Raw genomic sequence first — 23,990 nt, 5'->3', positions numbered from 1 at the left:
GGCGGCCCGAGATCGGGGCACCGGCCCACAATCTCAGCGCCTCGGGCGGCCGCCGACGAGCAGTAGGCCGGCGATGGCGATTGCCGCGAAGCCGGCGCCGGCGAGAAAGGTCCCCTGCGGGCCGGTCGCATCCCACAGCGCACCCGCGACGACGCTGGCCAGCAGCAGGGACAAGCCGGTGATCATATTGAACAGGCCGAACGCCGTGCCGCGCAGCTCCGCTGGCGCGGCCTCGGCGACGAGCGTCGCCAGCAGCCCCTGCGTGAAGCCCATGTGCAGCCCCCAAAGCGCGACGCCGAGGCCGAGGCCTGCGAAGCCGGATGCAAAGGCCAGCACGACATCGGCGAGGATCAGCACGACCAAGCCCAGGGTCAGGAGGGTCACGCGATTGACGCGGTCGGAGAGGACGCCGACCGGATAGGCCGACAGCGCGTAGGCGAGACCCATGATCACCAGCACGATCGGAACCAAGGCGAGCGGCAGGCCGAGCGACTGGGCGCGCAGGATGAGGAAGGCTTCGCTGAAGCGGGCGAGGGTGAATATGGCCGCCACCGCCACCACCCGCCAGTAGGCCGCGTCCAGGCGGCCGAGTTCGTCGCGATGAAGCGGCAGGCGGACCCGGCGCAGTTCCTTTGTTCGCTCCGGTTCCGTCACGGCGAACAATATCACTCCCACCGACAGGATGGCCGGGATGACGGCGATCCAGAAGACCGCCTGGAAATGGTCGGCCGTCAGCCACATCAGTCCGATGGCGAGAAGCGGGCCGGCAAAGGCACCGATCGTGTCGAGCGACTGACGCAGGCCAAAGCAGGCTCCGCGCAGATGCGCCGGGGCAAGGTCGGCGACCAGTGCGTCGCGCGGTGCCCCGCGGATGCCTTTGCCAATCCGGTCGATAAAACGGGCGGCGACGACCCACTCAAGCGAGGCCGCCAAGGGGAAGACCGGTTTGGTGAGGGCGGCGAGCCCGTAGCCGAGGACGGCCAGGAGCTTGCGCCTGCCGAGCCAGTCGCTGAGCACCCCGGAAAAGACCTTCGTGATCGATGCGGTGGCCTCGGCGATGCCTTCGATGATGCCGACGGCCAGCGTCGAGGTGCCTAGCACAGTCACCATGTAGACCGGCAGAAGCGCGTGGATCATCTCGGAGGAGATGTCCATCAGCATGGACACAAAGCCGAGCGCCCACACGCCGGTCGGGATGCCCCGGTGCGCCGCGGCTGCTCCGGGTGTCTCCGGTGCGGCCGTACCGGCCTTGTCCTGACGGGTCATCTCACCTGTTCTCGTCATGGGCATCGAACACGCGCCGGGCGTAGCTGTCGAGCAACGTCTCGCAGGCACGCAAGCGCGCCGCGGCTTCCCCGGCGAGGTCGGCGCCGTAGAAGTCGAGCTTCCGGATCTTCTCCAGCCAGCCCTGGAGTTTCTTGAGATCCGTGTCCTCCTCCTCGAGCTCCGCGTAGGTGAATTTTTCAATGGCGATCTCCTTGGCGATCTCCGCCTCGAAGTCGGCGCAACGGCCCAGGAACTCACGGTACTGCTCGTCGCGATCCGCCTTGAAGCGGGCGGTCACCTTCTCCTCCTGGGCTCGGTCGAGCGCGGCCGTTTCCAGAATCACGGCTTCGCCGCCCATCGTGGTCACATCGTTCTCCAGCATCTTCAGCCGACGGACGTGGTCGTCGGTTTTCGGCAGAAGGCAGACGCCGTTTTGCAGATAGATCGCCCCCATCCCCTTCAGCTTCCGCCACAACGCGATGCGCTTGGCCGATGGTTCGGGCGGAACCTTGTAAGTCAGGAGTAGCCAGGACAGGACGACCATGTTGCACCGTTGCTGTAACCATCGTTACATATAACCAAGCGAGATCTCCGTCAACGTGCCCCCCTCGCAGGTCCGCAATAAATCGCTTGTCCATCGCGGCGGGCGGGCGCAAAGCTCGGTCCTCTGCCGAACCTGCCCCTTTCGAGGGGAGGAGCGGCGCCGACCTCTGCCCAAGTGTTTCCGCGATGATGACCCTGTTCCGCCGTGCCGTCCTGCCGCTGGGGCTGGCGGCCGCCCTATTCGTCCTGCCGTCCGCCGTGCCGGCCGGGCAGCGCAGCTATGCCGCCACCCATGGTGCGGCTCCCTTCGTGACCGAGCATCTGATCCCCGGATCGGATCTCGACCTCGCCCAGGTGGATTTGACCCTGCCGGCGGCGAAGGTGGTGGCGCTGACCATCGACGACGGGCCGGACGCCAACGATCCGCAGATCCTCGACATCCTGCGGGCGCATGGGGCGAAGGCGACCTTCTTCTACATCGGCGCCAAGATCCCGGAGCATCACGGGATCGCCAGGCTGGTGGCGGCGTCCGGCAACGAGGTCGGCAGCCACACCCAGACCCACCCGATGACCACCGACTTGAAGCCGACAGAGCGCGAGTGGAACCTGGCGCAGGCGGAAAAGGCCCTGGCATCGGTCGGCGTGCAGGCGGCATGGTTTCGCCCGCCCTACGGCGACGTCGACGGCGCGCTGGCGGCGCTGGCACGCCATCACGGCATGGCGACGGTGCTGTGGACCGCCGACAGCCAGGACTGGAAGGACACCGGTCCCGACGTGATCCGCCACCGCATCGTCGAACGGCTGGCGCCGGGCGCCGTCGTGCTGATGCACAGCACCAAGGCGGCGACCGTCGCGGCGCTGCCGGCGATCCTGGAGGAGGGGGAGCGGCGCGGCCTGCGCTTCGTCACCATGAGCGAATGGGAGGCGGCGATGCGCCAGTCGGTGACCCCGGAACTGGCGCTGCTGCATCCGGCCCCGCGTCGGCACTGAGCACTACCAGCTCCCTCTCCCCCCGGGGAGAGGGTCGGGGTGAGGGGGATGCACTGCATGCCTTTCCCGAAAATCCTGCCGCGCGACCCCCTCACCCTAACCCTCTCCCCGGGGGGGAGAGGGGATCTTCCCGGCCTCAAGAGGCATCGGGAGGCATGACCGGAGGCATGCAAGGATGTCCCATCGGCGGCGGGAGCCCGCCGGTGTAGGATGGCGCTGAGCGGGGCCGGTTCACCGAGGCCGCCGCCGGGAATACCGCCATGCCCGTCATACCCATCGAACCCTTCACCCTGGTCCTCTCCCTGCTTCAGCAGATGTGCGTCTATCTGGTGATCGCGTATCTGCTGAGCCGGACGCCGCTGTTCCTGCCGCTGACCCATGTGACGGTGCGCTGGCCGCACAAGCTGGCCTGCTACGTGATCTTCTCGATCTTCTGCATCATGGGGACCTATTTCGGCCTGCACATCGATGATTCCATCGCCAACACCCGCGCCATCGGCGCGGTGCTGGGCGGCATCTTCGGCGGGCCTTCGGTGGGGTTGGCGGTCGGACTGACCGGCGGCCTGCACCGCTATTCGCTGGGTGGCATGTCGGCGCTGGCCTGTGCCATCTCCACCATGGCGGAGGGGCTGATCGGCGGGCTGGTCCACCGCTACATGGTGCGCCACGGCCGGATCGAGCCGTTGTTCAACCCGCTGCGCGTCGGCGCCGTCACCTTCGTCGCCGAGCTGGTGCAGATGCTGATCATCCTGGCGGTGGCCCGGCCGTTCGAGGCGGCGCTGCATCTGGTCGAGGTGGTGGCGGCGCCGATGATCGTCGCCAACACGGTCGGGGCCGCGCTGTTCATGCGCATCCTGCTGGAGCGCCGGGTGCTGGACGAGAAGCAGTCCAGTGCCTTTTCGGCCAAGGCGCTGAAGATCGCCGCGCGCTGCGACGGCGTGCTGCGCGGCGGCTTCAACAGCGAGAATAGCACCCGCGTCGCCCGCATCATCTATGAGGAGACCGGGGTCGGCGCCGTCGCCATCACCGACCGGGAGAAGCTGCTGGCCTTCATCGGCATCGGCGACGACCATCATCTGCCCGGCACGCCGATCAGCTCGCCGCAGACGCATCAGGCCATCGCCAGCAATCAGGTCATCTATGCCGACGGCAACGAGGTGGCCTATCGCTGCTCGATCAGCTCGGCCTGCCGGCTGGGGGCGGCGCTGGTCATCCCGCTGGTGGGCGAGGATGGCGGGGTGATCGGCACCATCAAGCTGTACGAGCCGCGCACCAAGATCTTCTCCACCATCAACCGGACGCTGGGGGAGGGCGTGGCGCGGCTGCTGTCCAACCAGATCCTGGCCGGGCGGTACGAGCAGCAGAAGGCGCTGTTGGCGCAGTCGGAGATCAAGCTTCTGCATGCCCAGGTGAACCCGCATTTCCTGTTCAACGCGCTGAACACCATCTCCGCCGTCATCCGCAACGATCCGGAACGGGCGCGGCAGCTGGTGCAGAACCTGTCGACCTTCTTCCGCAAGAACCTGAAGCGCCCCAGCCAGATGGCGACGCTGGCCGACGAGGTCGAGCATGTCAGCGCCTATCTCCAGATCGAGCTGGCCCGCTTCACCGGGCGGCTGGCGGTGGAGATCGAGGTGCCGGACAACCTTCGCCATGCCCGGCTGCCGGCCTTCTCGCTCCAGCCGCTGGTCGAGAACGCGATCAAGCACGGCACGGCGCAGCTTCTCGGCGACGGCCGGGTGCGCATCGCGGCCCGGCGCGACGGCGGCGACCTGCTGCTGTCGGTGGAGGACAATGCCGGGCTCTACGAGGCCAAGCCGGGCGGCGACGGGCTGGGCATGACCATCGTCGACCGCCGCATCCGCAACCGCTACGGCGAGGCCTACGGCGTCTCGGTCGCCTGCGATCCCGACGCCTCCACCCGCGTCACTTTGCGCCTGCCGCTGGAAGAGCCCGTGCCTGCATGATGGCGACCATGATCTCTCCTGCCATGACCGTCCTGATCGTCGACGACGAGCCGCTGGCGCGCGAGGAGCTGCGCCGGATGCTGGAGGAGGCCGCCGACATCCGCATCCTCGGCGAATGCGCCAACGCCATCGAGGCGATCGGCGCCATCAACCGGCAGGCGCCCGACGTGGTCTTCCTCGACATCCAGATGCCGCGGGTCAGCGGGCTGGAGATGCTGGGCATGCTCGATCCCGAGCGGATGCCGCGCATCGTCTTCCTGACCGCCCATGACGAGTATGCCGTCCAGGCCTTCGAGGAGCATGCCTTCGACTATCTGCTGAAGCCGGCCGATCCGGCGCGGCTGGAGAAGACCCTGCAGCGCCTGCGCCGGCAGCGCGCGCCCCAGGAGGTCTCCGTCCTGCCGGGGGCGGCGGAGCTGCGCCACATCCCCTGCACCGGGGTCAACCGCATCACCCTGATGAAGCTGGCCGATGTCGAGTATGTCGTCTCCCGCCCCGCCGGCGTCTATGTGGTGGGGGAGGACGGGCAGGAGCGCTTCACCGAGCTGACGCTCCACACCATCCAGGAGAAGAGTCCGCTGTTCCGCTGCCACCGCCAGCATCTGGTCAACCCGGAGCGCATCCGGGAAATCCGCTTCGCCGATGGCGGGCTGGCGGAGATCCAGACCACCGGCGGCCATGCGGTGCCGGTCAGCCGGCGCTTCCTGGGAGCGCTCAAGGAGCGGCTGGGGATGGGGTGAAGCCGGCGATGGCCAGTTCCACCGCCGCCTCGGCATGGATGGCGGTGGTGTCGAACAGCGGGACGGCGCTGTCCTCCGGCTTCACCAGCAGCATGATCTCGGTGCAGCCGAGGATGACGGCCTCGGCGCCGCGCTCGACCAGCCGGGCGATCACCTCGCGGTAGGCTTGGCGGGAGGCGGGGTCGACCCGGCCCTGCACCAGTTCCTCGTAGATGATGCGGTGGACGATGGCGCGGTCGGCCTCGTCGGGGACCAGCACCTCCAGCCCATGCCGCTCTGCCAGCCGACCCTTGTAGAAGTCCTGTTCCATGGTGAAGGCGGTGCCGAGCAGCCCGACGCGGCGGTGGCCGGCGGAGCGGATGCGCTCGGCCGTGGGGTCGGCGATGTGCAGCAGCGGGATGGCGACGGCGGCCTGAACCTCGGCCGCCATGCGGTGCATGGTGTTGGTGCAGATCAGCAGGAAGTCGGCGCCGCCGCGCTCCAGCCGGCGGGCGGCGTCGATCATCAGGGCGGTGGCGTCGTCCCAGCGGCCGGCATGCTGCAGCGCCTCGACCTCGGCGAAGTCGAAGGACCACATCAGGCAGCGGGCCGAGCGCAGCCCGCCCAGCCGGTCGCGGACGCCTTCGTTGACGATGCGGTAATATTCGGCGGAGCTTTCCCAGCTCATGCCCCCGATCAGGCCGATCACCTTCTGCGACACCGGGCGGATCTCCTGGCTTGATGGATGAAGTGCGTGGATGGAACGTTTGGAACGCCGTGAAACGGTTTTCGGCCCGCTGTTCACCGTTCAACGGCGGCCGATCGGCGGATCCCGTCCGCCGACTCCTTCTTCCTACCACGGGTCGGCGGGGGCGGGTAGGGCAGGGTGAAACGGCCGTCCGAGGCCCCCGGCATGACCGAATGACCGCCGCCGGTGTTACCGGAGGAATGGTCCGGGACGGGGAGGGCGGCGATGGGCGGCGTGCGGCGGGGATGGGCGATCGTGGTCGATGCGGCCTATGGCTGGATGAACGACGATGCGATGAGCATGGCGGCGTCCATCGCCTTCTACACCATCTTCTCGCTGGCGCCGCTGGCGATCCTGGTGATCGCGCTGGCCGGGCTGGTGTTCGGCGACGAGGCGGCGCGCGGCGCGCTGGTCGACCAGCTGACGGCGCTGGTCGGGCACGATGCCGGGCAGACCCTGCAGGACCTGATCGCGCGCGCCGGGGCGCGGGAGACCGGGATCGTCGCCAGCGTCATCGGCATCGGCACCATCCTGGTCGGCGCCACCACCGTCTTCGTCGAGCTTCAGGCCGGGCTGAACCGCATCTGGCGGGTGGCGGCGCCGCAGGAATCGACCATCACCTGGCTGGTGCGGGTGCGGCTGAAGGCGCTGGCGCTGATCGGCGCCATCGGCTTCCTGCTGATCGTCTCGCTGGTGGTCAGCGCCGGCTTGGCGGCGGCCGGCCACTGGGCCGCAGGCTACCTGCCGGCGATGCCGTCGCTCTTGTGGCTGGTCGACGTGGTGGTGTCCTGGACGGTGCTGACCGGCCTGTTCGCGCTGATCTACCGCATCCTGCCCGACACCTACATCCGCTGGGCCGACGTGTGGCTGGGAGCAGCGGTGAACGCCTTCCTGTTCGCGATGGGCAAGTTCCTGATCGGCTTCTACATCGCCACCAGCGGTGTGGTGTCGGTCTATGGCGCGGCAGGGTCCTTCGTGCTGATCCTGCTGTGGGTCTATTATTCGGCGGTGATCTTCCTGTTCGGGGCGGAACTGACCCGCGCCTATTCGGAACGCAGCGGCAGCCGGGCGCGGCTGCCCGGCCTGAAGCCCGAAGCTGGTCCCGGCCCTGGCCCCGGTCCGGGAGAGCCGGCTACCGCCCGCAGCAGCCGCGTCCCAGGGTCATCAGGATCTGTCGGGTCTTGAAGGCCCGGCGGTCGAGCGGCGGTTCATCGGGGGCGAGGCGGGCCTGGGCCTCGCGGTAGCGCTCGTAGGAATCGTCATTGAACAGGCGACGGAGATTGGAGGATCTTGCGCAGGGAGGTGCGGGGGCAGGGAGCGTTCATCGGAGATCTCTGGCGGGAGCCGGCATTGTGGGACGTCCCACCCTAATCAACGATTCGCGGTTCGGCCAACCGCCATGACGCCGCCGCCGGCTGGTCCCGCTCGGGGTCCACGGTGGCGAACAGTTCGTCCTGGCAAATCGTCCCCAGCTCGTCGCGGAGGCGGAGAACGGCCGTGCCTTTGGGAAAGGCGGCCCGCGCGACGGTCGCGGCCGTCTCGGGCACTGGCGGAATGGTCTGCGGCTTGAGCGACATGATCGGCCTCCTTCATTGAGGATGTCTCATCGACAGCCGCCATTCCCAGACCGCGCCGCGGCCCCCGATTTCGCCAGCAGTGTCCATTGCTTCCGGAACCCCGATGACCATGCCAGGACTGGACGATCGGGCGCGGTATGCGCGCGCGGCTGCAAAAGCCTGTCCGAGGAAGCACGGGTTCACTCGGCAACCCCCGTCCCTGCGGCCGTTCCGATCGTCAGAGTCGCCGACATGCCGACACGAATGCGCTGTTTCTGCGCTTCGGACAGGGGCGGCAGCGCTACGCGAACGGCGAAGGATGCGCCGGTCGACGCCCCGCCGTCACCGACCGTCGCCTGCTGCGCGACCCAGGCGACCCGTCCGGGCAACGGACTGTCGGGGAAGGCTTCGCCGGTCACGCCGACCAATTGACCGACACGCAGACTGTTGACGTCCATCTCGTCGACCTGTGCCGCGACCGCCAGGCTTTCCATCTCGCCGATCAGGAACAGGCTCTGGTTTTGGGACAGGCCGGCGCCGACCTCGACCGCCGCGACACCGGGCGTATTGGCCGAAGAGGCGGTCGGCGCCTTCATGACCATGCCGGAGGCCGGCGCCCTCACCACCGCACGTTCCACTTGCCGGCGCAGATCCTCGAGCTTCGCCAGGGCGCCCGTGTGCTCCAGTTCAGCCATGCGGACGGCGTCGCGCCCGCCCCTCTTCGCGGTGGTGGCCAGTTCCTCTTCCGCCGCCAGACGGTTGAGGGCCTGTGCTTCGGCCTGTCTCAGCAGATCCTCATGCTCCTGCCGCGGAATGATGCCCTGGGCAATAAGCGGCTTGGCATCCTGCACACGGCGTTGCGCCTGCTCGGCCTCCCGCCGCGCGGCGGCCACCTGCCGCTGCGCACGCGCCATCTCCGCGCCGGTCGCCCAGTTCCGGACCTCGTCCAGATGCTGCGCGGCCTTGAGAAGGGCGGCCTCCGCATCGCGCACCCGCATATCCATATCGAAGCCGTCGATGACCAGCAGAACCTGACCGGCTTCGACCCGCTGGCCATAATCGAACCGCTTTTCCTTCACCGATCCGGCAAAGGGGGCCACCACCGTCACCGTGCGGCCCGGTTCGACCGTTCCGGCCACGGACAGGACGACAGGGGGCTGCACAGCGATGTCCCGTTCGACCTCCCGCGGCGTCGCCGCGGCCTTGCCGGAGACGCGGCTTCGCGACAGCATTGCCTGCGCATCCTCGAACCAGGACGGGCCGCTGAGGACGAGGCCGGCGCATAAAGCGCCACCGCAGAACCACGCAAGCCTGTCCAGAACACGCCGCCGCGATCCGCCGCCAGCCGATCGGGGTGCCTGCACGCTCATCGGCCCGCTCCTTGCCCTCGTTCCGACCGCATCGGCGTTCACTCTCCGCGCAAGGCCGCGACCGGCTCCAAGCGGGACGCCTGCACCGCCGGGTAAAGCCCGAAGAACAGCCCGACCCCACTGGACATGCCAAGCCCCAGCGGCAGCGACGGGACGGACGGCGCGAACGCCCAGCCCGCATTCCAGGCATAGACCGCCGCCGCCGCAAGGCCCAGAAGGACGCCGGCCACCCCCCCGCTGAGCGAAAGGGCCAGCGCTTCGGCCAGGAACATCGCGCAGACATCGATGGGCCGGGCGCCCAAGGCCATGCGCAAGCCGATTTCGCGCCGCCGCTCGACCACGCCCATCAGCATCACATTCATCACGCCGACTCCGCCGACGATCAACGACACGCCGCCGATGGCGGCCAGCAGCAGAGTGTGAACCCGCGCCTGATCGGTCATGGCGATGATCAGCTGGCGGGCGCTCTGCACCATGACCGGGCGGGGATGAGGACCGCCGGAGAAATGGTCGCTCAGAGACTGCCGCACCGCCTGATCGGTGGCGCCCGGCATCTTGCGGACCACGAGGTTGGTGATGTCGCTGTTGGCCGACACCCGCCGCGCGCCGGACAGCGGCACGAAGGCCGTGCTGTCGACATCCAGCGGCAGCACCGGGTTCGGCGTGCTGCCGGCGAGAACGCCGACCACCGTATGGTTGTATCCACCCATCCGCAGCAGGCTGCCCGGCACCGGGGGTTGACCGTCTTCCGCCAGCCGGCGGGCCAGCCCGGCCCCGAGAACGACGACGGTCGCGGCGCGGTCCCCCTCCGTCAGCGTCCGGCCCTGCGCCGCTTTGGCCTGGACCAGCGCAAAGAACTCCGGCGTGACGCCGGCGACGGCGCTGGGCAGGCGGGTGCGCCCCTGGCGGATCTCCACCCCCAGCATCGCCAGCGGCGCGACCTCCTCGACACCGGGAAGCGCCCGCAGCCGGTCGACATCGGCACGGGTCAGGACCGCCGGCCGGCCGGACAGGCTGAAATCCTTCTGGACCGTCAGGATGTCCGCCCCCATGGCGAGGAACTGGCGCATGGAATGTTCCCTGGCATTCTCGCCGATGGAGATCAGGGCGACCACCGCCGCCGTTCCGATGGCGATGCCGAGCAGGGCCAGGAGCGAGCGCTGCCGCATCGCTCCCAGGTTGCGCAACGCGTCCGCCGCCAGCGCCCGCCACCGGCGTCCGCCGCTTTCCCCGTCATCCAGCGGCCTCGCGGGCTTGACGTGGCCGGCGCGCCTCATGCGACGGCCCCGGGCGCCGCGCTGTCCAGCCGTCCGTCCCGCATCACCAATCGACGCCCGCACCGCGCCGCGATGGCGGGATCATGGGTGACGAGCGCCACGGTCACCCCGAGATCGGCGTTCAGGGCGAAGAACAGGTCGATGATCTGCCGCGCGGTGGCGCTGTCGAGATTTCCCGTCGGCTCGTCGGCCAGCAGCAGGGCGGGATCGCCGACCACCGCGCGGGCAACCGCGACGCGCTGGCGCTGGCCGCCCGACATCTCCTCCGGCCGGTGATGCAGCCGGTCGCCCAGCCCGACCCGCTCCAGCATCGATGCCGCACGGTCGCGGCCCAGGCGCGGCGGCACGCCGCGGTACAGGAACGGCAGGGCGACATTCTCCAGCGCCGTCAGCCGGGGCAGCAGATGGAAGGCCTGGAAGACGAAGCCGATGCGGCGGTTGCGCAGCGCCGCCAGCCGATCCGCCGAGGCCGTACCGACCTCCTCCCCCTCGAAGCGGAGCCGCCCGGAGTCGGGACGGTCCAGCAGACCCATCAGCGAGAGCAGCGTCGATTTTCCCGACCCCGAAGACCCGACGATGGCGCAGACCTCGCCCTGCCGGATGTCCAGCGACACGTCGCGCAGCACCTGCACCGCGCCTGCCGCGCGGCCGTGGCTCTTATGCACGCCGTCGAGAGCGAGGATGGTCATGCGGGGCCTCACGGACCGGCGGCGGGCATGTCGGCGGGCGACGCCAGCCGGAGGGAGACCCCCGCCTCGCCGGTGGGGCGGGCGTAGGCCGCCAGCGGCAGCCCGCCGGTGGAAGCCGCCAGTGCCGGCGCCGCGATGTCGGGCGCGGCAACGGGGGGAAGCGCGATCCCGGGCGGCGTGCAGCCGCCGGCCGCCAGCGCGCACAGCAGCGCCGGGAGCAGCGCCGGCCTCGGCCGGAGCGTGAGGATGGATGGGCGCATCACGGTGGCGGATCGTTCAGCTGGATGCCCCAGGTGTCGATGGTGGTGCCGACCTGCAAATCCAGCAGGACGAGCGCATCGAGATAGGCCACCAGGGCCGTCAGCTCGCCGCTTTCGGCGGAGCGCAGCTGGTCCTGGAACGACACGACCTGGAAATTGCTCGACCGTCCGGCGCGCAGCTTGGCCATCTCCCCGGCCAGCGTCCGTTCGCCCAGTTCCCGCACCTGCCGGCTGAGCATGTATTGACGCCACATGGCGTCGACCGTCCGCACCCCGTCGCGCACCTGCTGATCGACCTGGGCGCGCAGCTGTTCCAGCACGACCTCGTTCTGTCGCAGGCCGACGCCGGCCTGGACCTCCTGCTGTTTCAGGGATAGGTCGTTGATGGGGATGTTGAGCTGAAGCCCGGCCCGTAGATCGGTCTTGGTGGCGGGCAGCTTTTCCGACGCCCGCCAGCCGCTGCGCCCGGCCCCCGGCACGCTCACCCCGGCGACCACCGAAACATCCCACAGCCTTTGATTGCGGGCAACGTCCAGCCCGATGCGCGCGCTTTCGATGGCGATCAGCTGCGACAGGTAATCCGGGCGGTTGTCGAAGGCCAGCGCCCTCACCTCGTTCACGTCGATCCGCACCGGCTTCGCCGTCAGCCGGTCGGCGGGAACGATCCGCGTGTCGAGATCGAGCGCCAGCAGCGCCAGCAGTGCGAGCCGCGCGGCATCGAACGCGCTTTGCGCCTGCAACAGCGCCAGTTCCTGGGCCGCCGTGGTCGCCTGGGCCTGGAACAGTTCGACCGCGGCCATCCGTCCGGCGGCGATCAGGGCGCGGTTGGTCGCCTCCAGATCGCGGGCGCGTTGCAGGGCGCCGTCGGCCAGGGCGATCTGCTGGCGGGTTTGAACGAACTGGTGATAGGCGCGGGCGATGTCGGTCACGGTGTTGGCGACCGCGGTCTTCAGGCGAAGCCGGTTGTAGCGCTCCTGCAACCGCGCGATGCGCACCGGTGCCATCGTGGTGTCGTAGCCGGCCCCCTTCAGCAGCGGTTGGATGACCGACAGGGTGAGCGCCGACTCCCCCCGCGACAGCCCGTCGTTCGGTTGCCGCCGGCTGCTCTGCCGCAGGTCCCAGCCGAACGCGATGACGGTTCCCAGCGGCGTCAGCGTTTGCACCGTCGGCGTCAGGTCGATGGCGATCCCGCGGCTGCCGCCGGTGCGGTCGCCATCGATGGTGGACAGCAGATTTCCGCGGGGGGTGAAGGCGGATTCCGCGACATGCAGGTTGTAGGCGTCGAGAACCCGTTGCAGATAGGCCGTCCGGACCCCGTTGTTCCGCCGCAGCCCGAGATAGACCGCCTCAGGCAGGGTCAGGCGCAGTTCGGGACCGGTTGCCGGCGGCGGCGGTCCGGAGCCATCATGGGCATAGCGGGGTTGCGGAGCCATCTGCGCGTGTGCGCCCTCCGCACCGCCAACGGCGGTTCCCAGAGCCAGGGCGACCGCCATGCAGCGTATGATCGCAGGACATGCGTTCATGGCACTCGGAACCGCCACAGAGACACCTTTGACACAACCATAACTGTCCATATCATACGCAATGTGCCATGGACAGGAAAAGGGCGGGCGGCACGGGCGACGATGCCGATCCTCGCCAGCTGTGTCGGGCCTTGGATGCGGAGATCCGTCCTGCCGGCTGGCTTCTTCCCTCCGGTGGGGCCGTGTTCAGGTCTTCAGATCGACAGGCTTGTACGAGGGCGGAGGCGACACTTTGTCTGCGGTCTGGGCGGAGGATTTGTCGGCGGCGGGATCGGTGAGCGAGGAAGCCAGCCAGTGTGCGGTACCATTCGCCTCCGACTGGTCGCGCCCGGTCACGCCCTTCAGCAGCCTTTCGGCCAGTTGCGCCCCGTCCTCGCTCCGTGCCTTCATGCGGTCAAGCCGCGTGCCGTTATCAAGTGCCGGAGAGGACGCATCACCTTTCTCCCCACGCAACTCTCTCTGCTGAGCTTCGTAGGCCGCTTTGGATTTCTTTATGCCTTGAACGACTTTTTCATACTGATCTGATGGAAAATTATCTTTAACATATTGAAGCTCTTCTTCTTCTGTCATTTTTGACGATTTTGTACCAATAATTGCATTCATTTTGTCCATACTTGAAAGGAAGCTATCAACGCCGTCCCCGCTGTCCGTTATTCCTTGAACACCTGCTCCATGAGATACTTGGTATTCTCCATCTTTTGTATCAACTTCATAGAAAAGACCATAGCCAGATTTTCTACTATCATCAGTCATGGCCTTCGATGTAATTTTGACAGAAATCTCGCCGTCAGCAGATGTAAATCCTGCCTTAAATCCCTCGATGTTTCCTGTATCCTCAATTTTCTTCTTGGCGGCAACGCTGGTGCTTTCCATGAATTTCTTCAGGGCAGAGCCACCCGCAAGCGTGACGTTGGGGCCGTTGTAATCCGTGATCGCTCCAGCCATTTTTCACGCTCCGTTATTGGGATGATCGACCTACACCGCCATGTGAGGTGCGTCCGATGCCTTTTGTGTCGGGGGGTAGGGGAAGAGCGTGGATGCGTTCAGGATCCAGATACCGAACGCATGAGACCATTTACACAGTCAGGTCTTCAGATCGACGGGCTTGTACGATGGCGGAGGCGACGCTTTGTCTGCGGTCTGGGCGGAGGATTTGTCGGTGGCAGGATCGGTGAGGGAGGAAGCCAGCCAATGCGCAGGGCCATTCGCCTCCGATTGGTCGCGCCCGGTCACGCCCTTCAGCAGCCGCTCGGCAAGCTGCGCCGCATCCTCGCTCCGCGCCTTCATCCGGTCAAGCCGCGTGCCGCCGCCAGACGCCGGAGAGGACGCATCGCCCTTCTCCCCTCGCAACTCCCTCTGCTGAGCTTCGTAGGCCGCTTTGGATTCCTTTATGCCTTGAACGAATTTTTCGTATTGTTCTGGCGGAAGATTTTCTTTTACATATTTAAGCTCTTCTTCTTCTGTCATTTTCCCAGATTTTGTGCCAACTGAGTCATTCATCTTACCTACGGTCGATACAAACTGATCGATATCATCTCCACTGTCGGCGACGTTACTGCCACCTTCGCCGCCACCAACTTGAACGCCTTTATCTGTTGTCTCCAGGCGATAGGATAAGGCATAGCCAGACTTTCCATTCAAATCAGTTCCAAAATCTGATGTGATGTTTACGGAAATCTCGCCATCGGCAGACCTGAAGTCTGCTTTGAATCCCGCGACGCTTCCGGTCTCCTCGATTTTTTTCTTGGCGGCAGCGGCGGTGTGTTCCATGAATTTCTTCAAAGCGGAACCGCCCGCAAGCGTGACGTTGGGGCCGTTGTAATCCGTGATCGCTCCAGCCATTTTCGGCACTCCGTCAGCGGGATGACTGGCGGGCATCACAAATGGATGCCCGCCATTGCATGTTACTGGATCGTGAACTTCACGTTACCCGAGCAGGTGGGAGAGGGCTGCTGGCTCACCACCACATTGTTGCAACTCCAAGAGCCCACTCCAAGCTTCGTCGAGAAACTTGTCAACGTCCCGCAGAGCGGGCCGTTCTTGACCTGCTGCCCCGGCCGCGACCACGAGAAGCTGCAAGACTTCCCGCCCCCCGACACGGTCAAGACGCCGCTGTCCGGCTGACCGGAGGAAAAGCTGGACGTGCCCGTTCCCGAACTGCCGTTGTTGATCGAACTCGGCAGGCCGATGCTGGTCCCCGACACCGTGACGGTTTGGCCGGACAGGTTCTGCACGACGACGCCGGTGCTTCCCGCCAGAGCCGGCATGGCGAACAGCAGGGAAGCCGCAAAGCCCATTGCTCCGGCAAATTTGACTGACATTGAAAGTCCTCCAGTTTTTGGTCTCGACACCGAAAAACTCCCGGCATGGTGGTTTTACGGATCGGCGACAACACCTATATAGCGCATTCTTGGCCGACGGACCATGTTAAAAAGTAGAAAATCAGGATATATCAAACCTATAGATAGCAAACTTAGTATTTTCACTCCTGTCATCCATGCCCTGCCCCCTTTCCCGATTCCTGTCCAATCGACACGTGCCGGCGGAAACGCCCCGGCAGCTTTCGGACTTCCAAATCGATGGGTTCAGACGAGCGAAGGGTGCCAGGGCGTGCCGGCCGCGCTGATCGGCTGGGACGGGAAGCCGGGCATCTCGACGTGGGTCTGGGCAGAACCTGTGTTGCGCTGGTGGAGGATTCGAAGCCCCGCATCGACCGGTGTCAGGCGACATCCCAATCTGCCCCCCTGGCGGCACGAGCGCTGCCCCGTCTGCCCTCGTTACCGCAGCACGGGCTTCAGGCTGTCCCGGTAGTCCATAGGCTTGATCCGACGGGCAGTTCTCCAGCCCGAGGAGGATCAAGCCTGTGGGTCCATCGAGACAACCGGGGGGATCGGATTTGAGAACCATATTTCTTTGAAATGACTTTCGTCATCCCCGCGGAGGCGGGGAACCAGGATTTCCAACACAAGTGCTTGTGAAGGCTGGATTCCCGCCTCCGCGGGGATGACGGCCGAAGAAAGCGCACGATGCGATCCAACGCGACGTGGTTCGAACTTGGGGCTTCTCTCAGCGAGTCACCGATTTCTTCACAAACACGAAGGCGGGAATCCAGACTTTGCAAGTGCTTGTATTGGCAACTCTCAATCCCCGCCTTCGCGGGGATGATGGGAAGTCCTAAAATCAAGACCAAGGCCCTTCACCCGATTGCCCTGTGATAAAGGACATGGCTCTTGCAGAAATCCGGGGTGGCGGCGGCCGGCCGCTGGGCCGCTGGCTATGCGATGCCGTCGCTGCTGTGGCTGGTCGACGTGGTGGTGTCCTGGACGGTGCTGACCGGCCTGTTCGCGGTGGGCAAGTTCCTGATCGGCTTCTACATCGCCACCAGCGGTGTGGTGTCGGTCTATGGCGCGGCGGGATCCTTGGTGCTGATCCTGCTGTGGGTCCATTATTCGGCGGTGATCTTCCTGTTCGGGGCGGAGCTGACCCGCGCCTATTCGGAGCGCAGCGGCAGCCGGGCGCGGCTGCCCGGCCTGAACCCGGAGGCTGGCCCCGGACCGGGGGAGCCGGCTAGCGGCCGCAGCAGCCGCGTCCCAGAGTCATCAGGATCTGCCGGGCCTTGAAGGACCGGCGGTCGAGCGGTTCCTCCTCCGGGGCGAGCCGGGCCTGGGCCTCGCGGTAGCGGTCGTAGCTGTCGTCGTTGAACAGGCGCCGGAGGTTGGCGAGGGCCTTGCGCAGGGAGGTGCGGGGGCAGGGTGTGGTCATCTGAGATCTCTGGCGGGAGCCGGCATTGTGGGACGTCCCACGCTAACGCCATTGCGGTACGCGCCGGGCCGGTTTCCGGCGAGCGGCGGTTTGACCGCTTGAGCGGCGCATTCCGGGGCTTAAGCGGTTCAAGGAGCATCCTGAAGACCAAGATCGCAGGGATATCCATAGGTGCGATAATTTGGCAGCGCTGGCGCGGATGATTGTTTGTTTCCAAAAAAAACGCCAAATCAGGTATTATATCGGAGAGAACGCAACCGAGAAATTTGGCCGTGCTGCATCCCGTTCCGGCTCCCTATGAGTTCCGTCTCGTCGATTCCGGACCGTACCGTATGTGCGTGACCGATATATCCATCGACCTCGAACTGGAATGGAACATCTCGGCGGCGGCCGGTCTTCAGGATATGGGCGACGGCCGGCACGAACTGGTTCATGGCATCTATGTCTACGACATGGATTTGGATACCGACTGGATGGTCTTCGACCGCAGGAAGGCCAGGGCGACCTACCATCCCGACGTTAAGCCGGTCGTGCTCGACCTCTTTCACGAGGCGACGAAGCGTCTCCTCGATCTTCACAGGCCAGTGACGATCATGTGCAAGACCGAAGAGCCGATGCCGCTCGACGAATTGCCCGAGCGCTTCAAGGCCACGATCCGCTTCCTGGAGAACAACGGCTATCCGCAGACCTATATTTATCAGGCCGACGATCTGCGCTGGCATTGGGAGCATGATCGTCGGTGATCGACCGTAAGTCCACGATCTTCCGGCTGCTGCCTGGGGGTTGGAGGATGCGCTTATCCCCCTATATAGGCGCGAAACCCTCATGAACTGCGACGAAGCAGGATGAACCTCGCTACCCGTCGAGCGTTAATTGTGGTATCAATCCCACAGGGGTGGAGTTCCGATTGTAGCAAGGAGGCGTCGATGGCCATAGCACAGCGAAAGCCTCAGGAGGCCCCGCAAAGCCTCATGGATTTCGTCGCTGCCCATGACGGCCGGCTTCCCGAAGAGCTGTCGGCCGCGATGAAGCAGTCTTCCCGTGAAGCATTCCTGCGTCTGCGCGAGCGGCTCGGCAAGTAGGCTCGGTTTCATTGCTTCTGGCTTGAAGGCCGGCGAGCGCCAAAGCTCCCGGCCTTTTTCATTGTCCCCCCGGAGCCTGAGCGCCGCCGCTCGCCCCCCGACGGCTGCCGCTCAGCACCTCCCGGCTACCGCTCGCGGCATTCCACCCCACGGGGCGCCGCGGCGGGCGTACACCGGCGGCATATCCTTTTCAGGAGAGCCGTCATGGATCACGCCCTAACCTTTGTGATCGCGACACTCTGCATTCTTGCGCTCTGCTACCGCTTCTACGGCGTGTTCTTCGTGCGCAAGGTTCTCCGTGCCGACGATTCGGAAGTCACCCCGTCCCATATGCTGGAGGACGGCAAGAACTATGTGCCCACCAAGAAATGGGTGAATGCCGGGCAGCATTTCGCCGCCATCGCCGCCGCCGGCCCGCTGGTCGGTCCGGTGCTGGCCGCCCAGTTCGGCTATCTGCCGAGCTTCCTGTGGCTGCTGATCGGCTGCGTCGTCGGTGGCGCGGTGCACGACACCGTCGTGCTGTTCGCCTCGATGAAGCACAAGGGACAGTCGCTGTCCGAGGTCGCCAAGGCCGAACTCGGCCCGGTGGCCGGCTGGTGCACCGGTCTGGCGATGCTGTTCATCATCACCATCACCATGGCCGGCCTGTCGATGGTCGTCGTCCATGCGCTGGAACGCAACGCCTGGGGCGCCTTCGCGGTGTTCATGACGATCCCGATCGCCGTCGCGCTCGGCCTCTATGAACGCGTCACCGGCTCGTCCAAGGGCGCCACCCAGGTCGGCATCGCCGCCATCGCCGCGTCGGTCTTCGCCGGCCCCTACATCGAGGGCACGCTGCTGGGCGAATGGCTGACGCTGCATGCCGAGACGGTCGCCGTCATCCTGCCGATCTACGCCTTCTTCGCCACGGCGCTGCCGGTGTGGCTGCTGCTGACCCCGCGCGGCTACCTGTCCAGCTTCATGAAGGTCGGCGTGTTCGGCGCACTGGTCGTCGGCGTCGTCTTCATCAACCCGGAGATCCGCTTCCCCGCCCTGACCGACTTCATCCATGGCGGCGGCCCGGTGCTGAACGGCCCGGTCTGGCCCTTCATCTCGATCACCATCGCCTGCGGCGCCATCTCCGGCTTCCATGCCTTCATCGGTTCGGGCACCACGCCCAAGCTGATCGACAAGTGGAGCGACATCCGTCCGGTGGCCTTCGGCGGCATGCTGGCGGAATGCCTGGTCGGCGTCATGGCGCTGATCGCCGCCACCTCGCTGCATCCGGCCGACTATTTCGCCATCAACTCCGCGCCGGCCGCTTTCAAGGCCCTGGGCATGGACGTGGTGGACCTGCCGCGGCTGAGCCAGGAGATCGGCCTCGACCTCTATGGCCGGACCGGCGGCGCGGTGACACTGGCGGTCGGCATGACCGAGATCTTCACCCGCGTGCCGTGGTTCAACAGCCTCGCCTCCTACTTCTTCCAGTTCGTCGTGATGTTCGAGGCGGTGTTCATCCTGACCGCCGTCGACAGCGGCACCCGCGTCGCCCGTTACCTGATCCAGGACCTGCTGGGCGACGTCTATGCCCCGATGAAGCGGCTGGACTGGGTCCCCGGTTCGATCGTCGCCAGCGTCATCGCCTGCGTGGCCTGGGGATATCTGCTGACCTCGGGAGACATCAACTCGGTGTGGGCGCTGTTCGGGGTGTCGAACCAGCTGATGGCCTCGGTCGGCCTGATCATCGGCGCCACCATCATCCTGCGGCTGGCGCAGAAGCGGGTCTATGTGCTGACCTGCCTGATCCCGCTGGCCTACCTGTTCGTCACGGTGAACGCCGCCGGCTACTGGATGATCGCCAACGTCTATCTGAACAAGGCGGCCAAGGGCTACAATCCCTTCAACGCCGGCATCTCGATCATCATGCTGGTGCTTGGCTTCATCATCCTGATCGCCGCGCTGAAGAAGTGGAAGGAGCTGTTCCAGGCCCGTGCCATCGAGGTTCCGATGGTCGCCACCCCGGCCGAATGACGGTTCCAGCGTTGTAGAAAAGCGAACGGGTCCCGTGGAGCGTTCCACGGGACCCGTTCGCTTTTGGTGTGTCAGGCGCCTTGGTCGGAAGAAGCAGCCCCTCTCCCGCGAAGGGGAGAAGGGCTTTTGTCATCAGGCCGCGACCACCAGCGTCTCTTCCACCGTCGCTTCGGCCGGGACCCAGGAGATCAGGTCCCGCCCGGTGTTGGCGAGGCGCTTGGGCTCGATGCGGCCGACCACGCGGGTGCCTTCCTTGGCGATGCGCAGGATGTCGCCATCCTCCGGAACCAGGGCGCGTTCGACACCGCAGGCGCGGGCGAGGCGGGCGTGGGCTTCCATATGCTCGATGGTGCCATGGACCGGGACGGCGAAGCGCGGGCGGACCATCCCGTACATCCGGGCGAGGTCGTCGCGCTTCGGATGGCCGGAGACATGGACCGGCGCGTCGGCCGGGGTGACGATCTCCACCCCCATGCCGCGCAGATGCTCGTGGATGTCGGCGAGAACCTCCTCGTTTCCGGGGATGGCGCGGGCGGAGAAGATGACGGTGTCGCCCTCTTCCAGCCACAGCTCGCGGTGTTCGTTGCGGGCCAGACGGCTGAGCGCCGCCCGTTCCTCGCCCTGGCTGCCGGTGCACAGGAACACGAGATTCTCGCGCGGGGTCCAGGAGGCCTCGCGGACATCCATGAAGTCCGGAACATGGTCGAGATAGCCGCAGGCCTGCGCCGCCTTCTCCATGCGCAGCATGGAGCGGCCGACCAGGACCACCTTGCGCCCGACCGCCGCCGCCGCTTCCGCCACCGCGGTCATGCGGGCGACGTTGGAGGCGAAGCCGGTGACGGCGATGGCGCCGGTGCGGCCGGCGAAGGCGCCGATCAGGCCGGCGCGGGCGTCGGCTTCGGACCCGGTGGAACCGGGGACGTCGGCGTTGGTGCTGTCGCACATCATGGCGAGCAGGCCCTCGTCGCCCAGGCGCTTCAGCGCGGCGAAATCGGTGCTGCGGCCGACCAGCGGGTTGGGATCGAACTTCCAGTCGCCGGTGTGCAGGACCGTCCCGGCCGCCGTGCGGATGGCCAGCGACATCGGTTCGGGGATCGAATGGGTGACGGCGATGGTCTCGATCCGGAACGGACCGATGGTCAGCGTGTCGCCGATGTCGAAGGTCTGCACCTTGGCCGCCCGGTGCGCGCCCTTTTCCTTCAGCCGGTCCCGGATAATGTGGGAAGCGAAGGGGCTGGCGTAGATCGGGCAGCGCAGGCGCGGCCACAGATGGTGGATCGCGCCGATATGGTCCTCGTGGGCGTGGGTCACCACCAGCCCGACGACGTCCTGCATCCGCTCTTCGATGAAGGCCGGATCGGCCATCAGGCTGTCGATGCCCGGCGCCTCGTCGCCCATGAAGGCGACGCCGGCGTCGACGATCAGCCATTTGCCGGCATGGCCGTAGAGCGCCATGTTCATGCCGATGCGCGAACAGCCGCCCAGCGGAAGGAACAGGATCTCGTCCTTGCCCGGAACCGGACCGGTGGGGCCGCCGCCATGGACCGTGCTGGTCGCCGGACGGGAATTGTCGATGTCAGCACGCGGACGCGGGTTGCGTGCGCGGTTGTTCGGCGCCATCCGGCGCCGCTTTGAATCAAACGTCATGCCTCTGTCGTACGTCTCATCTAAGCCGGCATTCGACGCTGCCGGACGGGCGTGCATCGCTCGTCGATGCGGATTCCGTGGTGGGTATGGGGTTGGAGCGGACCCGGCCGGAGGCGCCGTGCGGCGGCCGTCGGACGGCTGGGCGGGGAAGATGACGTCAGCTCCGAGAGCGGTTCCGGGCGGCAAGCCGTCCTGAGCCCTGGATGCGTCGTGGATGTTTCGTCAGCCTTATGTGGGCAAAGGGCCGTACAGGTCAAGGGCGCAGATGAGAAGTCACACGGATTGGTAGGACATTGCTGGGGTGCGTGGTCGAAGGGAGGCGCGCTTCCTCCCGCCAAGGCTCTCCATCGCATGCCCTGCCGGCAATGCCCGCGCGTCAGGCCTTCCAGCTGCCGAGCAGCACCTCCAGGAAGCGTGCCGCCATCGGCGAGAGGATGGCGCCATGCCGCCGGACCACGCCGATCGTCCGGGAAATCTTCGGGTGGCCAAGCGGGATGGTGCGGATGATCGGGTGGCCGGAGGCCGGCGTGGCGAGCTTGGGGAGCACCGCGACGCCCAGCCCGGCCTCCACCAGCCCGAGCGAGCTTGCGAGGTGGGTGATCTCGTAGGACCAGTCGAGCTTCAGGCCGTGCTGCGCCAGCGCATTGTCGATCAGCGCCCGGTTGCCGCTGGTCCGGCCGACGGTGATGACCCGGTGGGCGGCCAGTTCCTCCCAGGCCACCACCCGCTGGGAGGCCAGCGGATGATCGTGACGGCAGGCGATGACGAACGGATCCTCGGCCAGCGGCGCGAACTCGATGTCCGGGTGCGAGGTGCCGATGAAATTGATGCCGAAATCGGCCTCGCCGCGGGCCACCGCCTCCAGCCCCTCGTTGGCGCCGAGATCGAGGATGCGGATGCGGATGCGCGGGAAGGCGGCGCTGAAGCGGCTGATCGCGTTCGGCAGGAAATAGAACACCGCGGTGGGGACGGAGGCGATGGTGATCTGGCCGCTGCTCCGCGCGCCGAGATCGCTGATCCCCAGCAGCGAGGTTTCGAACTCGTCCAGGAAGCGCCGGACCTTGGGCATGAAGTCGCGCCCCACCATGGTCAGCGCGACATGGCGGGTCGAACGCTCGAACAGCGCGACGCCCAGCGTGTCCTCCAGCTTCTGGATGCGGCGGCTCAGCGCCGGCTGCGAGAGGTTCAGCAGCTCGGCGGCGCGATTGAAGCTGCCCAGCTCGGCGACCGCCACGAACGCCTTCAGATCGACCAGTTCGAAATTCATGCGGGCTCCGCCGGGCCATGAGCATTGATGCGTGAAATGGAATAATACTGCGAATCATTGCATTTCACAAATACGGTTCGCAGCCGGAATATCGGCCCATCGGCTTTCTTCGCTCGCACGGCGAAATCAAGAGAAACCAAGCGCCATGACCCATCCCATCAGCCATCCGATGACCCATCCGGTGAACCGCCAGATCGGCATTCCCTGCGTGATGATGCGCGGCGGGACCTCCCGCGGGCCCTTCTTCCTGGCCTCCGACCTGCCGGCCGTCCCGGCCGAGCGCGACGCCCTCCTGCTCTCGGTGATGGGGGCGGGGAACGATCTGGGCATCGACGGCATCGGCGGCGGCAACCCGCTGACCAGCAAGGTCGCCATCGTCGGCCCCGCCACCCGGGCCGGTGCGGATGTCGATTACCTGTTCGCCCAGGTCCGGGTCCAGGAAGGGGTGGTCGACACCTCGCCCAACTGCGGCAACATGCTGGCCGCGGTCGGCCCCTTCGCCATCGAGTCCGGGCTGGTCCGGGCCGTAGACGGCGTGACCGTGGTGCGCATCCACAACGTCAACACCGGCAAGCTGATCGAGGCGCGCATCCAGACCCCCGGGGCGCAGGTGGCCTATGAGGGCGAGGCCGTCATCGACGGCGTGCCCGGCACCGCGGCGCCGATCCATCTCGCCTTTCTCGATGCGGCCGGCGCCAACACCGGCCGGCTGCTGCCCACCGGGTCGCCCACCGACCTGATCGACGGCATCGCGGTGTCCTGCATCGACGCCGCCATCCCGGTGATGCTGGTCCGCGCCGCCGACCTCGGCAAGACGGGCTACGAGCCGACGGACGGCTTCCGGTCCGACCGCGCGTTCATGGCCCGGCTGGAGGCGCTGCGCGTCGAGGCTGGCCGCCGCATGGGCTTTCCCAATGCGGCCGGCATGGTGATCCCCAAGCCGGTCCTGCTGGCGCCGCCGACGCGCGGCGGCACGCTGTCCGTGCGCTATTTCATGCCGCACGACTGCCACCGGGCGATGGCCATCACCGGCGCCGTCGCCACCGCCACCGCCTGCACGGTTCCGGGAACCGTGGCCGCCGCCCTGCTGGGCGGACCGCTCGCCATGCCCGGCGACGTCACCTTCGAACATCCGGCCGGACGCCTGACCGTCCGCCTCGAGGCGGGTGCCGGCGCATCAGGTCCCGGCCAATCGGCCCCCGTCGCCGGCATCCTGCGCACCGCGCGGCGGCTGTTCGAGGGAACCGTGTTCGCACGGCCCTCGACCCCGCCGCGGGCCGCCATGGCGGCCTGATCCCACAGCATTAGAGAGGA

General features: G+C 66.6%; 24 protein-coding genes. 9 read left to right on the top strand and 15 right to left on the bottom strand.

Annotated elements, in window-relative coordinates; all coding sequences use genetic code 11:
• Nucleotides 1-33: 33 nt before the first annotated feature.
• Nucleotides 34-1,266: an MFS transporter gene (locus JHL17_RS20350; protein ID WP_200195818.1), complete on the bottom strand. Its 1,233-nt coding sequence runs from the start codon at nt 1,264-1,266 to the stop codon at nt 34-36.
• 1 nt (nt 1,267) lies between these two features.
• The gene (locus JHL17_RS20345) at nt 1,268-1,810 is read right to left on the bottom strand and encodes a Chromate resistance protein ChrB (protein WP_200195816.1); all 543 of its coding nucleotides are present in this window, start codon (nt 1,808-1,810) and stop codon (nt 1,268-1,270) included.
• Between the two features lie 185 nt (nt 1,811-1,995).
• On the opposite strand from JHL17_RS20345, the gene JHL17_RS20340 reads away from it, so the two are divergent.
• From JHL17_RS20340 to btsR, 3 genes are all read left to right on the top strand, one after another.
• Entirely contained in the window at nt 1,996-2,799 is an 804-nt protein-coding gene (locus JHL17_RS20340; protein ID WP_200195814.1) for a polysaccharide deacetylase family protein, read from the top strand.
• A 260-nt stretch (nt 2,800-3,059) separates the two neighbouring features.
• Entirely contained in the window at nt 3,060-4,766 is a 1,707-nt protein-coding gene (locus JHL17_RS20335) for a sensor histidine kinase (protein WP_211113478.1), read from the top strand.
• 23 nt (nt 4,767-4,789) lie between these two features.
• Nucleotides 4,790-5,506 (top strand): two-component system response regulator BtsR, encoded by a 717-nt coding sequence (gene btsR / locus JHL17_RS20330; protein ID WP_200195944.1) that lies wholly within the window; start codon nt 4,790-4,792, stop codon nt 5,504-5,506.
• Here btsR and JHL17_RS20325 read toward each other — a convergent pair.
• Entirely contained in the window at nt 5,481-6,206 is a 726-nt protein-coding gene (locus tag JHL17_RS20325) for an aspartate/glutamate racemase family protein (RefSeq protein WP_345773844.1), read from the bottom strand. The two genes, btsR and JHL17_RS20325, sit on opposite strands and share 26 nt — an antisense overlap.
• A 252-nt stretch (nt 6,207-6,458) precedes the next feature.
• On the opposite strand from JHL17_RS20325, the gene JHL17_RS20320 reads away from it, so the two are divergent.
• Complete coding sequence (locus JHL17_RS20320; protein WP_200195812.1) at nt 6,459-7,418, top strand: YihY/virulence factor BrkB family protein; 960 nt, start codon at nt 6,459-6,461, stop codon at nt 7,416-7,418.
• Between the two features lie 182 nt (nt 7,419-7,600).
• Here the strand turns inward: JHL17_RS20320 and JHL17_RS20315 are convergent, their stop codons facing one another.
• The 9 genes from JHL17_RS20315 to JHL17_RS20275 all read right to left on the bottom strand — a co-directional run bounded on the left by JHL17_RS20315 (nt 7,601) and on the right by JHL17_RS20275 (nt 15,229).
• Nucleotides 7,601-7,810 (bottom strand): hypothetical protein, encoded by a 210-nt coding sequence (locus tag JHL17_RS20315; protein ID WP_200195810.1) that lies wholly within the window; start codon nt 7,808-7,810, stop codon nt 7,601-7,603.
• Nucleotides 7,811-7,989: 179 nt separating this feature from the next.
• Nucleotides 7,990-9,159 carry an HlyD family secretion protein gene (locus JHL17_RS20310; protein ID WP_200195808.1) on the bottom strand — a complete coding sequence of 390 codons (1,170 nt, stop codon included), beginning with the start codon at nt 9,157-9,159 and terminating at the stop codon, nt 7,990-7,992.
• 38 nt (nt 9,160-9,197) lie between these two features.
• Nucleotides 9,198-10,436, bottom strand: coding sequence for an ABC transporter permease (locus JHL17_RS20305; protein ID WP_200195806.1), 1,239 nt, complete (start codon nt 10,434-10,436; stop codon nt 9,198-9,200).
• A complete protein-coding gene (locus tag JHL17_RS20300; RefSeq protein WP_247893681.1) occupies nt 10,433-11,125 on the bottom strand; it encodes an ABC transporter ATP-binding protein in 693 nt (230 codons plus the stop codon). Before JHL17_RS20300 ends, JHL17_RS20305 begins: the two co-directional genes overlap by 4 nt.
• Nucleotides 11,126-11,133: 8 nt before the next feature.
• Nucleotides 11,134-11,388, bottom strand: coding sequence for a hypothetical protein (locus JHL17_RS20295; protein ID WP_200195805.1), 255 nt, complete (start codon nt 11,386-11,388; stop codon nt 11,134-11,136).
• A complete protein-coding gene (locus JHL17_RS20290) occupies nt 11,385-12,818 on the bottom strand; it encodes a TolC family protein (RefSeq protein WP_247893680.1) in 1,434 nt (477 codons plus the stop codon). The genes JHL17_RS20295 and JHL17_RS20290 overlap by 4 nt, the downstream gene beginning before the upstream one ends.
• A gap of 276 nt (nt 12,819-13,094) precedes the next feature.
• Nucleotides 13,095-13,853 carry a hypothetical protein gene (locus JHL17_RS20285; RefSeq protein ID WP_247893679.1) on the bottom strand — a complete coding sequence of 253 codons (759 nt, stop codon included), beginning with the start codon at nt 13,851-13,853 and terminating at the stop codon, nt 13,095-13,097.
• 138 nt (nt 13,854-13,991) lie between these two features.
• Nucleotides 13,992-14,750 carry a hypothetical protein gene (locus JHL17_RS20280; RefSeq protein WP_247893678.1) on the bottom strand — a complete coding sequence of 253 codons (759 nt, stop codon included), beginning with the start codon at nt 14,748-14,750 and terminating at the stop codon, nt 13,992-13,994.
• Nucleotides 14,751-14,812: 62 nt separating this feature from the next.
• On the bottom strand, nt 14,813-15,229 hold the full coding sequence (locus tag JHL17_RS20275) for a hypothetical protein (protein WP_200195799.1): 417 nt from the start codon (nt 15,227-15,229) through the stop codon (nt 14,813-14,815).
• Nucleotides 15,230-16,138: 909 nt separating this feature from the next.
• Between JHL17_RS20275 and JHL17_RS20270 the strand changes: the two genes are divergently transcribed.
• Nucleotides 16,139-16,528: a YhjD/YihY/BrkB family envelope integrity protein gene (locus tag JHL17_RS20270; RefSeq protein ID WP_247893677.1), complete on the top strand. Its 390-nt coding sequence runs from the start codon at nt 16,139-16,141 to the stop codon at nt 16,526-16,528.
• Here JHL17_RS20270 and JHL17_RS20265 read toward each other — a convergent pair.
• Nucleotides 16,476-16,670, bottom strand: coding sequence for a hypothetical protein (locus JHL17_RS20265; RefSeq protein ID WP_200195797.1), 195 nt, complete (start codon nt 16,668-16,670; stop codon nt 16,476-16,478). The two genes, JHL17_RS20270 and JHL17_RS20265, sit on opposite strands and share 53 nt — an antisense overlap.
• A gap of 272 nt (nt 16,671-16,942) precedes the next feature.
• Here JHL17_RS20265 and JHL17_RS20260 point away from each other — a divergent pair, with 272 nt between their 5' ends.
• From JHL17_RS20260 to JHL17_RS20250, 3 genes are all read left to right on the top strand, one after another.
• Nucleotides 16,943-17,413: a hypothetical protein gene (locus JHL17_RS20260; protein WP_200195795.1), complete on the top strand. Its 471-nt coding sequence runs from the start codon at nt 16,943-16,945 to the stop codon at nt 17,411-17,413.
• 183 nt (nt 17,414-17,596) lie between these two features.
• The gene (locus JHL17_RS20255; protein WP_200195793.1) at nt 17,597-17,752 is read left to right on the top strand and encodes a hypothetical protein; all 156 of its coding nucleotides are present in this window, start codon (nt 17,597-17,599) and stop codon (nt 17,750-17,752) included.
• A gap of 204 nt (nt 17,753-17,956) precedes the next feature.
• Nucleotides 17,957-19,762, top strand: coding sequence for a carbon starvation CstA family protein (locus JHL17_RS20250; protein WP_200195791.1), 1,806 nt, complete (start codon nt 17,957-17,959; stop codon nt 19,760-19,762).
• 132 nt (nt 19,763-19,894) lie between these two features.
• Here the strand turns inward: JHL17_RS20250 and JHL17_RS20245 are convergent, their stop codons facing one another.
• Both JHL17_RS20245 and JHL17_RS20240 read right to left on the bottom strand, forming a co-directional pair.
• Nucleotides 19,895-21,409 carry a ribonuclease J gene (locus tag JHL17_RS20245; RefSeq protein ID WP_247893676.1) on the bottom strand — a complete coding sequence of 505 codons (1,515 nt, stop codon included), beginning with the start codon at nt 21,407-21,409 and terminating at the stop codon, nt 19,895-19,897.
• A 376-nt stretch (nt 21,410-21,785) separates the two neighbouring features.
• Nucleotides 21,786-22,676 (bottom strand): LysR family transcriptional regulator, encoded by an 891-nt coding sequence (locus tag JHL17_RS20240; protein ID WP_200195789.1) that lies wholly within the window; start codon nt 22,674-22,676, stop codon nt 21,786-21,788.
• 145 nt (nt 22,677-22,821) lie between these two features.
• Between JHL17_RS20240 and JHL17_RS20235 the strand changes: the two genes are divergently transcribed.
• Nucleotides 22,822-23,970: a 4-oxalomesaconate tautomerase gene (locus tag JHL17_RS20235; protein ID WP_247893675.1), complete on the top strand. Its 1,149-nt coding sequence runs from the start codon at nt 22,822-22,824 to the stop codon at nt 23,968-23,970.
• Nucleotides 23,971-23,990 lie beyond the last annotated feature (20 nt).

The sequence above is a fragment of the Azospirillum endophyticum genome, from assembly GCF_016595245.1.
Lineage (GTDB): Bacteria > Pseudomonadota > Alphaproteobacteria > Azospirillales > Azospirillaceae > Azospirillum > Azospirillum endophyticum.
This window is presented reverse-complemented; position numbering and strand designations above follow the sequence as displayed.

Excerpts from the sequence above, each read along its gene's own strand:
- JHL17_RS20250 (WP_200195791.1), top strand. The coding sequence starts at position 17,957 with ATGGATCACGCCCTAACCTTTGTGATCGCGACACTCTGCATTCTTGCG.
- JHL17_RS20265 (WP_200195797.1), bottom strand. The coding sequence starts at position 16,670 with ATGACCACACCCTGCCCCCGCACCTCCCTGCGCAAGGCCCTCGCCAAC.
- JHL17_RS20280 (WP_247893678.1), bottom strand. The coding sequence starts at position 14,750 with ATGGCTGGAGCGATCACGGATTACAACGGCCCCAACGTCACGCTTGCG.
- JHL17_RS20315 (WP_200195810.1), bottom strand. The coding sequence starts at position 7,810 with ATGTCGCTCAAGCCGCAGACCATTCCGCCAGTGCCCGAGACGGCCGCG.
- JHL17_RS20275 (WP_200195799.1), bottom strand. The coding sequence starts at position 15,229 with ATGTCAGTCAAATTTGCCGGAGCAATGGGCTTTGCGGCTTCCCTGCTG.
- btsR (WP_200195944.1), top strand. The coding sequence starts at position 4,790 with ATGACCGTCCTGATCGTCGACGACGAGCCGCTGGCGCGCGAGGAGCTG.
- JHL17_RS20285 (WP_247893679.1), bottom strand. The coding sequence starts at position 13,853 with ATGGCTGGAGCGATCACGGATTACAACGGCCCCAACGTCACGCTTGCG.
- JHL17_RS20310 (WP_200195808.1), bottom strand. The coding sequence starts at position 9,159 with ATGAGCGTGCAGGCACCCCGATCGGCTGGCGGCGGATCGCGGCGGCGT.
- JHL17_RS20235 (WP_247893675.1), top strand. The coding sequence starts at position 22,822 with ATGACCCATCCCATCAGCCATCCGATGACCCATCCGGTGAACCGCCAG.
- JHL17_RS20350 (WP_200195818.1), bottom strand. The coding sequence starts at position 1,266 with ATGACCCGTCAGGACAAGGCCGGTACGGCCGCACCGGAGACACCCGGA.
- JHL17_RS20290 (WP_247893680.1), bottom strand. The coding sequence starts at position 12,818 with ATGGCTCCGCAACCCCGCTATGCCCATGATGGCTCCGGACCGCCGCCG.
- JHL17_RS20305 (WP_200195806.1), bottom strand. The coding sequence starts at position 10,436 with ATGAGGCGCGCCGGCCACGTCAAGCCCGCGAGGCCGCTGGATGACGGG.
- JHL17_RS20340 (WP_200195814.1), top strand. The coding sequence starts at position 1,996 with ATGATGACCCTGTTCCGCCGTGCCGTCCTGCCGCTGGGGCTGGCGGCC.
- JHL17_RS20300 (WP_247893681.1), bottom strand. The coding sequence starts at position 11,125 with ATGACCATCCTCGCTCTCGACGGCGTGCATAAGAGCCACGGCCGCGCG.
- JHL17_RS20320 (WP_200195812.1), top strand. The coding sequence starts at position 6,459 with ATGGGCGGCGTGCGGCGGGGATGGGCGATCGTGGTCGATGCGGCCTAT.
- JHL17_RS20245 (WP_247893676.1), bottom strand. The coding sequence starts at position 21,409 with ATGACGTTTGATTCAAAGCGGCGCCGGATGGCGCCGAACAACCGCGCA.
- JHL17_RS20240 (WP_200195789.1), bottom strand. The coding sequence starts at position 22,676 with ATGAATTTCGAACTGGTCGATCTGAAGGCGTTCGTGGCGGTCGCCGAG.
- JHL17_RS20335 (WP_211113478.1), top strand. The coding sequence starts at position 3,060 with ATGCCCGTCATACCCATCGAACCCTTCACCCTGGTCCTCTCCCTGCTT.
- JHL17_RS20345 (WP_200195816.1), bottom strand. The coding sequence starts at position 1,810 with ATGGTCGTCCTGTCCTGGCTACTCCTGACTTACAAGGTTCCGCCCGAA.
- JHL17_RS20255 (WP_200195793.1), top strand. The coding sequence starts at position 17,597 with ATGGCCATAGCACAGCGAAAGCCTCAGGAGGCCCCGCAAAGCCTCATG.